Here is an 11,863-nt window from a genome sequence, read left to right on the forward strand (position 1 = left end):
CCATCCGACAACCCACGCTCCTGAAAAGTCCCGTCGCACCCGCGCCGGGGCTTCGTTTCTTTTGGAGGTATATCCGTGTCCGGTCATTTGATGGGTGTCTACAATCGCGCGCCGCTGGAAGTGGAACGCGGGCGAGGCGCGCGTCTGTGGTCCACGGACGGCACGGAATATCTGGATTGCGTCCAGGGCATCTCCACCAACGGCCTGGGCCATGCCCATCCGGTCCTGGTCGAGGCCGTGAAGGCCCAGGCCGAGAAGCTGTGGCACGTCTCCAACATCTTCAAGATCCCGGGTCAGGAAGAACTGGCCGACGCCCTGACGGAGGCCAGCTTCGCCGACGTGGTCTTCTTCACCAACTCGGGCACCGAGGCGGTCGAGTGCGCGCTGAAGACGGCGCGCAAATATCATTCCGCCAACGGCCAGCCGGAGCGGATCGACATCTACGGCTTCGACGGCGCCTTCCACGGCCGGACCTACGGCGCGATCAATGCGGCGGCCAACCCCAGCTATACCGAGGGCTTCGGGCCCAAGATGCAGGGCTTCCACCAGCTGACCTGGGGCGACCACGAGGCGCTGAAGGCGGCGATCGCAAAGCCCGAGACCGCCGCCATCATCGTCGAGCCGGTGCAGGGCGAGGGCGGCTGCCGGGCCATGCCGGACGTCTGCCTGCGCGGACTGCGCGACCTCTGCGACGAGCACGGGGTGCTGATCATTTTCGACGAGGTCCAGTGCGGCATGGGCCGGACCGGCAAGCTGTGGGCCCACGAATGGGCCGGGATGACGCCTGACATCATGGCCGTGGCCAAGGCTCTGGGCGGCGGCTTCCCCATCGGCGCCTGCCTGGCCACCGCCCACGCGGCGAAGGGGATGACGGTCGGCGCCCACGGCTCGACCTTCGGCGGCAATCCGCTGGCCATGGCCGTCGGCAATGCAGCCTTCGGCGCGATCAACACGCCGGAGGTCCTGGGCAACGTCAACGAGATCGCCGGCTACCTGAAGCAGCAGCTGCACGGGCTGAAGGAACGCTTCCCCGATGTGATCGTGGACGTGCGCGGCAAGGGTCTGCTGATCGGTCTGAAGCTGGTCCCCAACAACCGCGACTTCATGGGCTGGGCGCGCGACGAACAGCATCTGCTGATCGCCGGCGGCGGCGACAACTGCGTGCGCATGCTGCCGCCCCTGAACCTGACGCTGGACGAGGCCCGCGAGGCCGTCGAACGGCTGGAACGGACGTGCGAAGGCGCGCGGTCCAAGATCAACGCGGCCGCCTGATGGTCAGACACTTCCTGGATATCCACCGGCTCGAGGCGGCCGAACTGCGCGCCATCCTCGACGACGCCCATGCCCGCAAGGCCGCCCGCAACGGCAGGCCCCAGGGCTGGGTCGACGCCGACGCTCCGGCGAAGGATCGCGTCCTGGCGATGATCTTCGAGAAGAACTCGACCCGCACCCGCTTCAGCTTCGACGCGGCCATCCGCCAGCTGGGCGGAGACTCGATCATCGCCACCGCCTCGGACATGCAGCTGGGACGCGGCGAGCCGGTCGAGGACACGGCGCGCGTCCTGTCGCGCATGGTCGACGCGGTCATGATCCGCGCCAACAGCCACGAGGACGTCGAGCGTTTCGCGCGCGTCTCGACCGTGCCGGTGGTGAACGGCCTGACCGACCGCTCCCACCCGTGCCAGATTCTGGCCGACATCATGACCATTGAGGAACAGCGCGGTCCGATCGAGGGCAAGACGCTGGCCTGGATCGGCGACGGCAACAACGTCTGCCACAGCTTCATGCACGCCGCGCCCAGGCTGGGCTTCCACCTGAACGTGGCCTGCCCGGCCGAGTATCACCCGAACCTGCACGACCTGGCCAAGGGCGGTAACGCCGTCAGCCTGACTTCGGACCCGCGCGATGCAGTCAAGGGCGCCGACGTCGTCATCACCGACACCTGGGTGTCGATGGGCGACAGCGACTACGAGGCGCGCCTGCATGCGTTCGAGAGCTACACGGTCGACGAGGCCCTGATGGACCTGGCCGATCCGGAGGCCGTCTTCCTGCACTGCCTGCCCGCGCACCGCGGCGAGGAGGTCACCGACGCGGTGATCGACGGACCGAAGTCTCTGGTCTGGGACGAGGCGGAAAACCGCATCCATGCCCAGAAAGCCGTGCTGGCCTGGTGTTTCGCGGGCTGATTATCCCGGTATGACAAAGGGCGCCGTTGTGAAACGGCGCCCTTTCGACCTTTTCCGGCGGCGGACCTACTGCAGATTGACGTCTGCGACCCCGCCCGCGTCCGGGACGGTCTTGGTCAGGTTGGCCTTGGCGATCTCGAAGGCGAACTTGATCAGGCCGCCCTTCGACACCCAGACCCGTCCGTCATCGGCGTCGAAGCGCAGGACGGTCAGGTGGCGATCCTCCTTGCCGTCCGGGTACCAGGCGGCCAGCACCGGGTTCCAGTAGCGGTCGACGATCTCGCGGTCATTGCCCTGAACCGAAAGCTCGCCGTGGATGCACGCCCAGGTGTGCTGGTCCTTCGAGCCATAGTGGAACATGGCGCTCTGGCCGCCGCCGATCCCGGCGTCCTTCGCCAGGTCGGTGTCGTCGCGGGTGAAGAACCAGATCGTGCCGGTCTCGGCCTCGCGGAAGGCGGTCATCGGCTGGGCGTGATAGCCGGGCTGGTCGAGGCCGAGCAGGCCGGTGTTGGACTCCTTCAGAGACTTCCAGAACTCTTTTTCGGCTTCGGCGGCGGTGAGGGTATCGGCCATGTCGGGCATCCTTGCGTTGGCGTTCGGCGGGATAACCGCCGGACGACGCGCCTGTTCCGTCAGGCCCCCCGAGGCGTGACCCCCAGCAGGGTTCCCAGGTGGATCAGCAGAAGGAAAGCGAGCGCGCCGGCCATCAGCATGATGAACCGCCAGGGCACCATCCGGGGCCTGAGGAAATCGCTCGGCCGGGCGCCGCGCCAGCCCGCGAAGACGCCCACGATCAGGGCGCCGGCGAGCAGGGAAAGGGTCAGGGTCATCGACATGGGCGCGATGTGGCGGCCCGGCCCCGCAAGCGCAAGCAAACCCTTACCGCGACCTTAATCTTCACCGGTCGTTAACCACGTCGGCCTGATGAAATGGGCTGAGGCGGGGCCTATCCACAGGTGAATGGCCGAACGTCAAGATGTTGGGGTTAACCACACGTTTACACCCCGGATATGGGCGATTAGCGTGATGCCTATGGGTCGGGAGTCGAATCAGTGAGCGCAGCCGCTGCGCCTTGGAGCGTAAAGGGCATCGACCCGAAAGCGCGCGAGGTGGCCAAGGATCTGGCGCGCCGCTCCGGCATGACGCTGGGCGAGTGGCTCAACACCATGATCATGGACGACGAGGATGACGGAGTGCAGCCGTTGCCGCGCCGTCCGCACGCCGCCGAGATGTTCGACCGTCGCGGTCGCTCGCGCCGTCTGGACGACGCCTATGAGCCCGAGGGTCGCGGATACGGTCGCGACGAGGAGACCCTGCAACGCGTCGCCGCATCGGTCGAGGCCATCGCCGCCCGTCTCGAGGCCGCCGAGCGCCGCTCGACCATCGCCATCCAGGGCGTGGACCAGGCCGTCGCCGGTCTCGTGCGCAAGATGGAGTCGCAGGACCAGCAGGCCGGCCAGTACGGCCGCCGCATCGACGACATCTCCGAAGAACTGAAGGAAGGCCACAAGCGCCTGCGTCGGTTCGAACAGGACGCCGGCCCGAAGACCGCCGAGACCATCAGCAAGGTCGAACAGGCCCTCGGCGGTCTCGCCGGGCGTCTCTACGACATCGAGGAGCGTCAGCGCTCCGGCCTGATGGAGGTGCGTCAGCGTCTCGACGGCGTCGAGAAGGCCGACGCCTGGGGCAAGACCGACACCGCCGTCGCCGCCCTGACCAGCCGTCTCTACGATCTGGAGGAGCGCAACCGCGCACAAGGCCAGACCCTGATTTCGCGCATCGAAGCGGTCGAGAAGGCCGCGGGCCCGGGCGCGGGCGCCGACATCCTCGCGCGCGTCGGCCAGCGACTGGACGCCGCCCAGGGTCAGACGACCGAGGCCCTGCGCAATCTGGAGCGCTCTTTCGCAGGCCTCGATCAGCGGCTGCGCGCCGCCGAGACCCGCGTGGAGCCGGAAGGCGTGCGCGAGGCCGCCCGCTTCGAGAAGCTGGCCGAGACTCTCTCCCGGCAAGTCGACGCCAACCGCACCGAAATGATGCGCCGGCTGGAGACGGCCGAGAGCGAAGGCCGGATGGCCCGCATCGAGGCGACCATCGCCTCGCTCGGCGAACAGGCCCGTTCGTCCGAGCAGCGCTCCGCCCAGGGCATCGACGCCATGGGCCGCGAGGTCCTGCGCATCGCCCAGAACCTGGACAGCCGCGTCGACAGGATGGAGACGGCGGGCGACTCACGGCTCGGTCAGTTCGAACAGGCCCTGACCAGGACCCTGTCGGACAAGATCGCCTCGGACATGGGCCGCTACGGCCAGGCCATCGAACACCGGCTGAACCGGGCCGACGACCAGCACGCCATCGCCCTGGAAAAACTCGGCGTCGAGATCACTCGTATCTCGGACCGGCTCGCCGACCGCATCGCCCAGTCGGAACGCAAGTCCGCCCAGGCGCTCGAAGGCATCGGCCGTCGCATGGTCGAGGGCTCCGACCGGATCGAGCAGCGCTACGACCGCGCCTCCGGCGAACTGGCGGAGCGGATGCGTCTGTCCGAGGAACGCACGGCCAAACTCCTGGCCGAGGCGCGCGAGACGCTCGACCAACGCCAGACCCAGCCGGCCGCCTTCGACCCGACGCCCCAGCCCTTGCCGCCGGCGGGCCCCGTCGCTTCCGAGTTCGCCCAGCCCGACTGGCGCGCCGCCGCCTTCCCGGCCGAGGACTTCGCCTCGCCGGAGGACGGCTGGTCGATCGATTCGCTCGCCGCCGACATCGAACCCTTCCCCGAGGCCCCGTCGGAAGCGGCGTTCGCGCCCGCGCCCGTCGTCCCCGAGTTCGCCGCAGCGGCCTTGCCGACGGAGGACAGCTTCGATGCCCTGCCGCGCCGGTTCGAACCGGTCGCGCCCGAGCCGACCCCGTTCGGTTCGGCGGCCCAGCCCTTCGGCGGCTTCGGCGGTGCGGACGTGTCCGATGCTCTGGACGCCATCGCCGAGGTCGCGCCTCAACCCGCCTTCGCCGGCGCGGTCGCCGAGGCCTTCCCGTCGGCCCGCACCTTCGAAGGCGGCGATGACGACTTCGCGGCCGAGACCGAGTTCGTCGACGCCCGCCGTATGCGCGCCGGTCTGGTCGGCGGCGCCGCGACCGGTCGCGCGGCCTCGACCCGCGACGCCATCTCGGCCGCCCGCGCCGCCATGAACACTCCGGCCGCCGCCGAGGTCGCCCCACGGTCCGGCTTCGGCCTGGGCGGTCTGAAGAAGGGCGGCAAGTCGCGCCTGCAGGAGCGTCTGGACAAGCAAGCCTCGCGCGACGGCACGGTCAAGAAGGCCTTCCTCGCCTCCGTCACCGGCGTGGCCGTGGTCTGCGGTCTCTACGCCACGGGCCGTTTGACCGGCTATGAGATCATGGACGTCCGCCAGCTGCTGGGTCAGTCGGGCGGCGAGACCGAAGCCACCCCGATCGCGGCCCTGGCGCTTTCGCCTGCCGATGCGCCGCTCGACGCCTCTCCCGCCGACGCGACCGAGGCCCAGACCCTGTTCGCCCAGGCGACCGAGCAACTGGACCGCAACGATCCGGCCGGGGTCGAGACCCTGACCCGCGCCGCCAACCTTGGCGAGCCCCAGGCCCAGCTGAAACTGGCCAGCCTCTACCAGTCCGGCGAGAACGGCGTGGCCGTGGATGCCGGGGAAAGCCGTCTGTGGGCCCGACGCGCGGCCGAGGGCGGCGACGCGCGCGGCATGCACGCCTTCGGGATGTATCTGTTCGACGGCGTCGGCGGCGCCCGCAACCGGCCCGAGGCCCTGGACTGGCTCAAGAAGGCCGCCGATCAGGGCCTCGTCGACAGCCAGTACAATGTCGCCCGCATCTACGAGAACGGCGACGAGGGCATCGCGCCGAATCCGACCCAGGCCTATCGCTGGTACCTGATCGCGGCCCGCGCCGGCGACCCCCAGGCCCAGGCCGCCGTCGACCGGCTGGCCCCGACCCTTCCGGCCGCCGCCCGCCAGACCGCCCGCGCCCAGGCCGAGGCCTTCGCTCTGGAACCGCTCGCCTGACACGCTTGGTGGGTGGCCCCGACGCCCCCGCCCGGTTAAGACACCCGCGCTCGCCTTCCGGCGCTTAAGCTTTTTGTTCCAGCCGAAGGCCCGCCCTTTGGAGATCTATCTGCCGATCGCCGAGGTTTCGGTGAACTGGCCGTTCCTGGTTCTGCTGGGCGCGCTGGTCGGATTCGTGTCCGGACTGTTCGGCATCGGCGGCGGCTTCCTGATGGCGCCGGTGCTGGTCTTCCTTGGCATCCCCCCCACGGTGGCCGTCGCCAGCCAGGCCAGCCACGTCGTCGCCTCCTCCACCTCCGGCGTGATCCGCTACACCGGCCAGGGCGCGGTCGACTTCAAGATGGGGGGCATCATGGCCGTCGGCGGCGCAGTCGGCGCCCTCGGCGGAGTCGAGGTGTTCCGTTACCTGCGCCTTCTGGGCCAGGCGGACCTGGTCGTGGCCCTGTCCTATCTCGTGTTTCTCGGCGCTATAGGTCTGCTGATGTTGCGCGAAAGCTTGACCGAAATCCTGCGTCGTCATCGCGGCGAGATCGCTCCGCACCAGGAGCGGCGTCGTCCGTTGTGGCTCTACGGCCTGCCGTGGAAGGTGCGGTTTCCGAAGTCGGGCCTCTACATCTCGGCCATCCCGCCCTTCGGCCTGGGCGTTTTCGCGGGCGTTCTGTCCGCCATCATGGGGGTCGGCGGCGGCTTCATCCTGGTCCCGGCCATGCTCTATGCTCTGCGCATGCGGGCAGGGGTGGTCGTGGGCACCAGCCTGTTCCAGATCATCATTACCACGGCCATCACCACCATCCTGCAGGCGGGCCGCAACCAGACGGTCGACATCGTCCTGTCGACACTTCTGCTTGTCGGCGGTGTGGTCGGGGCCCAGTTCGGCGCCCGCTATGCAGGCAAGTTCCGCGCCGATATCCTGCGCGCGGCGCTCGGCCTGCTGATCCTGTTCGTCGGCATCCAGATGGGGCTGGAGCTGTTCGTCCGACCCTCGGACATCTTCCTCCTGGCGCCCGGGGTGTCGGCGGGATGATCCAGACCCTGCCCCCTCCGCCGCCTGCGATCGAGGCGCTTGCCCCAGAGATGTCTGTCGGCACCCAGGGCGAGTTGCGCGTCGCCGCCGCCCTGACCGACGCGCGGGTCCAGGTCGATTCCAGCTTCCGCGGCGCGTCGATCGTCCTCTATGGCGCGGTCTTCAACCCGACCGACGACCCGACCGATGTGGTCGTCGTGGTGCGCGGCCCCGACGCCCCCATCCGTCTGGTCAAGAAGACCCGCAACCTCGGCGTCTGGCTCAACAGCCGGCCGGTCCTGTTCGAGGGCGCGCCCGGCTTCTACATGACCGCCTCGACCCGCCCCCTGCCGGACATCGCCGGCTTCGGCCAGCTGCGCCGCCTCGGCGTCGGCGTCGACCACCTGCGCATCGACGCGCCGGAGGAGAGCCGCACCGTCACCCGCTACGGCGTGCGCGACGTCGTCATCTCGCGCCTTGGCGAGGACTACCTCGACTGGCGCCGCGCCGTGATCCGGCTGAAGGAGGCGGCGGCCCTCTACGACACCGACCCGGACGGGGTGACCTTCGTCGATCGCGGCCTGTTCCGCGCCCAGGTCGAACTGCCCACCGTCGCCCCGACCGGCGAATACCACGCCGAGGTCTGGCTGTTCCGTGACGGCGAACCGGCGGGCGTGTCGAACCTGACCCTGACGGTCGAAAAGGTCGGCTTCGAACGCGACATCTACGAGTTCGCGCATCGGCGGCCATGGACCTACGGCATCCTGTGCGTCCTGCTCGCAGCGGGCATGGGGTATCTGGCGAGCAGGGTCTTCAGGAGAAGCTGATGGATCGGACGCGTTTGACCGCCTGGATGCTGACGCTCGCCGGCCTCGTCCCCTTCGTCGGCCTCGCAGCCCTGATCGTGCTGGCTCCGGGTGAGGGCGAGCGCTGGGTCGAACCGCTGACTGTCTACGGCGCGATCATCCTGTCTTTCCTGGCGGGGGCGCGATGGGGCAAGGCCTTCGCCGAGCGCGATCCCCGTCCCGCCACCCTGATCCTGAGCAATCTGCCGCCGGTCGCGGCCTGGCTGACCTTCATAGCGGGCGTGCCTGTCGAGTTTCGGCTGCTGGTCCTGATCTTCGGCTTGATCGCCATGCTGTACTGGGACTTCGGCCCCTCTCCTGTCTGGTACCGGAATCTGCGGATCAGCGCGACGACGGGCGCGGTGCTGAGCCTCGGCGTGGTCCTGCAGCTGCTCTAGGCGAGGGCGCTCCAGGCGAGGGCATGGACCCGGTCCTTGCCGAGCGCCGCGGCCATCGGCGGCGTGGCGAACAGGCCGGCGACGGCCGGGTCGAGCACGTTCAGCCCCCCGGTGAAGGCGCCGAAGGCTGGCAGGATCAGCCTGCGCCCGTCGGTGACGAAACACGGACGGCGCACCATCCGCGCGTGGGCCACCACCCGGGCGCAGGGGTGCAGATGCCCCGCCACCTCGCCGTCCCCGGCCTCCGGCGTCGGCTCGTGGGTCAGGAACAGGGCGCCCAGCCGCAGGTCGCCGACGATCCGGCCTGGCAGGCGCGAGACGGCGTCTGCATCGGCCGCCGTCAGGGCCTCGCGGTCGTGGTTGCCCTCCAGCCAGACCCAGTCTCGACCGAAGGCCAGCCGGTCCAGACGCTCGCGATCCTCCGCCGCCATCCGGCCGATGGATTTCGTATCGTGGAAGCTGTCGCCGAGCAGGACGACGCGGTCGGGCTTCAGCTCGGCAATCTCCGCCTCCAGCCTGTCCAGCGTCGCGCGGCTGTCGTAGGGCGGCAGCATCTGGCCCCGCGCAGCGAAGGCGGAACCCTTTTCGAGGTGCAGGTCGCCGGCGACCAGTGTCCGATGATCCGGCAGCCACAACGCCCCGGAACAGCGCAGCACGCAGAGCTCTCCCATGACCCGCACGGACAGGGACCCGCAGGGCCGTCGCGCCGGCGCCAGCGTCTTTTGCAGGGCCGCGTTCACGCCGCCCCCTGCAGTTCAGGTGGGGCGTCTTCCATGACCTCGGCGATCAGGTCGGCGGCGGAAGCATCCAGGATCATCTCGGCCGCATCACCGCCGACCCGCTCGCGCCCGATCATCACCAGCACCGGCACGCAGAAGGGCGAGGCCCGTTCCAGCGGCGCATGGCGGATATGGCCTGCAATGCGGCTCAGCAGCTGGCCCAAGCGTGCGACATCGAGCAGGCCGGAGGCGGCGTCGGACCGTGCGGTTCTCAGCAACAGATGGTCGGGCTGATGGCGGCGGAGCACATCGTAGATCAGGTCCGTGGAGAAGGTCACCTGTCGCCCCGTCTTCTCGGCGCCCGGCTGTCGACGCTCGATCAAGCCGGAAACGAGGGCGCAATTGCGGAAGGTGCGCTTCATCATGAAGCTCTCCTCCAGCCAGGCCTCGAGGTCGTCGCCCAGCATGTCCGGCTGGAACAGGGCATCCCAGTCCAGCCCGTCCATCGGCTTGATCGACCAGATGGCGAAGGAATAGTCGGTCACGACGAACCCCAGCGGCCCGACGCCGAGCCGGTCCAGCCGTCGCGTCAACAGCATGCACAGGGTCGAATGGGCCAGCCGCCCCTCGAACGGATAGGCGACGAGAAAATGCCGGCTGCCGCGCGGGAAGGTCTCGATCAGAAGGCTGTCGGCGTCGGGGATCAGGCTGCGTTGCTCCTGCAGCTCCAGCCACTCCTGCACGTCGGGCGGCAGGACGCGCCAGTGGTCGCGGTCCTGGATCATGTCGCGGACACGGGCCGCCAGCGAAGTGCCGAGCGGGAACTGCGACCCGCCCCAGGACGGGATCTTGGGGTCCTTGTCATTGGCGTGGGTGACCAGGGCGTCCATGCCGTTTATGCCCTGAAACGCCCAGACCTGACCGGCGAACAGGAAGGTGTCGCCGGGCGTCAGCTGTTCGAAATACCACTCCTCGGCCTCGCCGACCTTGCGCCCGCCGATCAGCTGTTTCGACGCCCCTCCACGCCGCGAGGCGACCTTCACGTTCAGCGTCCCCGCCGCCACGATGGCCCCGACGTTCATCCGGTGGCGCTGGGCGATCAGTTGGTTGCGCACCGTCCACTGGCCCTCGGGCGTGCGCACGATCCGCGCGAACCGGTCGTAGGTGCGGAGTGCATATCCGCCGGTGGCGACGAAATCGACCACCTCCTCGAAGGCCTCGTAGCTCAGGCCGCGATAGGGGGCGCACGACGTCACCTCGGCGTGCAGGGCGTCCAGGTCGAAGGGCTCCGAACAGGCTGCGCCCATGACGTGCTGGGCCAGGGTGTCGAGGGTGCCGATATGATGCGGCTCCCAGTCGAAGGCGTTGTCGGCAACGGCCTCCTTGGCGGCCTGACACTCCAGCAGTTCGAACCGGCTGGCCGGGACCATCAGGGCGCGCGAGGGTTCGTCCAGCCGGTGGTTCGCCCGGCCGATACGCTGCACCAGACGGCTCGACCCCTTGGGCGCGGCCATCTGGATGACCAGGTCGACGTCGCCCCAGTCGATGCCGAGGTCCAGCGTCGAGGTGCAGACCACGGCCCTTAGATCCCCCCGGGCCATCGCCGCCTCGATCTTGCGCCGCTGTTCGGCCGCCAGCGACCCGTGGTGCAGGCCGATCGGCAGATCATCGTCGTTGATGGCCCAGAGCTGCTGGAACACGAACTCGCATTGCCAGCGAGTGTTGACGAAGATCAGCGACAGGCCCGACCGCTTGATCGCCTCATAGACCTCCGGGATCGCATGCTGGCCGGTATGGCCGGCCCAGGGGACGCGGCCTTCGGACACCAGCACGTCGATGATCGGAACGGCGCCGGGATCGCCTTTTACAATCACGATCTGTTCTCCCCTTGCGGGAGAAGGTGGCTCGCGAAGCGAGACGGATGAGGGGTCACGCTGACCTTCAAGATCGTGCGCTGGATGAGCGGACTCCAGCGGCTGGTGCGACCCCTCATCCGTCGGGCTTCGCCCGCCACCTTCTCCCGCAAGGGGAGAAGGGAAGTGAGGCTGAAGCCACTCCGCGATCAGCTGCGGATCGTCGATCGTCGCCGACAGGGCCACCCGCCGCAGCCCCGGCGAAAAGCTCTGCAGCCGCGCGAGGCCGAGGTTCAGCAGATCGCCCCGCTTGCCCGACCAGATGGCGTGGACCTCGTCCAGCACGATGCATTTCAGATCGGAGAAATACGCCCGCGCCCCGCCCCAGGCGCAGAACAGGGCCAGCTGTTCAGGCGTGGTCAGCAGGATGTCCGGCGGGTTCTCGCGCTGCCTCTGCTTCTTCGATTGTTTGGTGTCGCCGGTGCGGCTCTCGACATGGATGTTCAGCCCGATCTCGCGGATCGGCGTCATCAGATTGCGCTCGACGTCGGTCGTCAGCGCCTTCAGCGGTGAGACATAGATCGTATGAATGCCGCTGCCCGGTCCATGCGGCGGCCTCGGCCCCCGCTCCGCCAGGTCGATCAGGCTGGGCAGGAACCCCGCCAGCGTCTTGCCGCCCCCGGTCGGCGCGACCAGCAGGGCGTGCGACCCGGCCTCGGCGGCCGCGATCATCTCGAGCTGATGCCGACGCGGCGCCCAGCCCCGCGAGGCGAACCAGTCGGCGAACAACGGCGGCAGACTGGCGGCGGGCGGGATCACTTG

10 protein-coding genes are annotated in these 11,863 nt (G+C 68.9%); 6 read left to right on the plus strand and 4 right to left on the minus strand.

Annotation, left to right across the window (positions count from 1 at the left end):
* Positions 1–90: 90 nt before the first annotated feature.
* Both ACW17Y_RS01430 and argF read left to right on the plus strand, forming a co-directional pair.
* Positions 91–1,272 (plus strand): aspartate aminotransferase family protein, encoded by a 1,182-nt coding sequence (locus ACW17Y_RS01430; RefSeq protein WP_492038224.1) that lies wholly within the window; start codon positions 91–93, stop codon positions 1,270–1,272.
* Positions 1,272–2,186, plus strand: coding sequence for an ornithine carbamoyltransferase (gene argF / locus ACW17Y_RS01435; protein ID WP_492037007.1), 915 nt, complete (start codon positions 1,272–1,274; stop codon positions 2,184–2,186). The genes ACW17Y_RS01430 and argF overlap by 1 nt, the downstream gene beginning before the upstream one ends.
* 66 nt (positions 2,187–2,252) lie before the next feature.
* Here the strand turns inward: argF and ACW17Y_RS01440 are convergent, their stop codons facing one another.
* Together ACW17Y_RS01440 and ACW17Y_RS01445 are read right to left on the minus strand one after the other, a co-directional pair.
* Positions 2,253–2,759, minus strand: coding sequence for a pyridoxamine 5'-phosphate oxidase family protein (locus tag ACW17Y_RS01440; protein ID WP_492037008.1), 507 nt, complete (start codon positions 2,757–2,759; stop codon positions 2,253–2,255).
* A 59-nt stretch (positions 2,760–2,818) separates the two neighbouring features.
* Positions 2,819–3,022, minus strand: coding sequence for a hypothetical protein (locus ACW17Y_RS01445; RefSeq protein WP_492037009.1), 204 nt, complete (start codon positions 3,020–3,022; stop codon positions 2,819–2,821).
* Between the two features lie 216 nt (positions 3,023–3,238).
* On the opposite strand from ACW17Y_RS01445, the gene ACW17Y_RS01450 reads away from it, so the two are divergent.
* The 4 genes from ACW17Y_RS01450 to ACW17Y_RS01465 all read left to right on the plus strand — a co-directional run bounded on the left by ACW17Y_RS01450 (position 3,239) and on the right by ACW17Y_RS01465 (position 8,469).
* Positions 3,239–6,223, plus strand: a complete 2,985-nt coding sequence (locus tag ACW17Y_RS01450) for an SEL1-like repeat protein (RefSeq protein ID WP_492037010.1) — start codon at positions 3,239–3,241, stop codon at positions 6,221–6,223.
* A 97-nt stretch (positions 6,224–6,320) separates the two neighbouring features.
* Entirely contained in the window at positions 6,321–7,247 is a 927-nt protein-coding gene (locus ACW17Y_RS01455; protein WP_492037011.1) for a sulfite exporter TauE/SafE family protein, read from the plus strand.
* A complete protein-coding gene (locus ACW17Y_RS01460; protein WP_492037012.1) occupies positions 7,244–8,053 on the plus strand; it encodes a TIGR02186 family protein in 810 nt (269 codons plus the stop codon). The genes ACW17Y_RS01455 and ACW17Y_RS01460 overlap by 4 nt, the downstream gene beginning before the upstream one ends.
* The gene (locus ACW17Y_RS01465; RefSeq protein WP_492037013.1) at positions 8,053–8,469 is read left to right on the plus strand and encodes a DUF3429 domain-containing protein; all 417 of its coding nucleotides are present in this window, start codon (positions 8,053–8,055) and stop codon (positions 8,467–8,469) included. The genes ACW17Y_RS01460 and ACW17Y_RS01465 overlap by 1 nt, the downstream gene beginning before the upstream one ends.
* On the opposite strand, the gene pdeM is transcribed toward ACW17Y_RS01465, so the two are convergent.
* Entirely contained in the window at positions 8,466–9,209 is a 744-nt protein-coding gene (pdeM, locus tag ACW17Y_RS01470) for a ligase-associated DNA damage response endonuclease PdeM (RefSeq protein ID WP_492037014.1), read from the minus strand. The genes ACW17Y_RS01465 and pdeM overlap by 4 nt on opposite strands.
* On the minus strand, positions 9,206–11,857 hold the full coding sequence (locus ACW17Y_RS01475; protein ID WP_492038225.1) for a ligase-associated DNA damage response DEXH box helicase: 2,652 nt from the start codon (positions 11,855–11,857) through the stop codon (positions 9,206–9,208). Before ACW17Y_RS01475 ends, pdeM begins: the two co-directional genes overlap by 4 nt.
* Between the last annotated feature and the right edge of the window lie 6 nt (positions 11,858–11,863).

The sequence above is a fragment of the Brevundimonas sp. AVps7 genome (genome assembly GCF_058681545.1).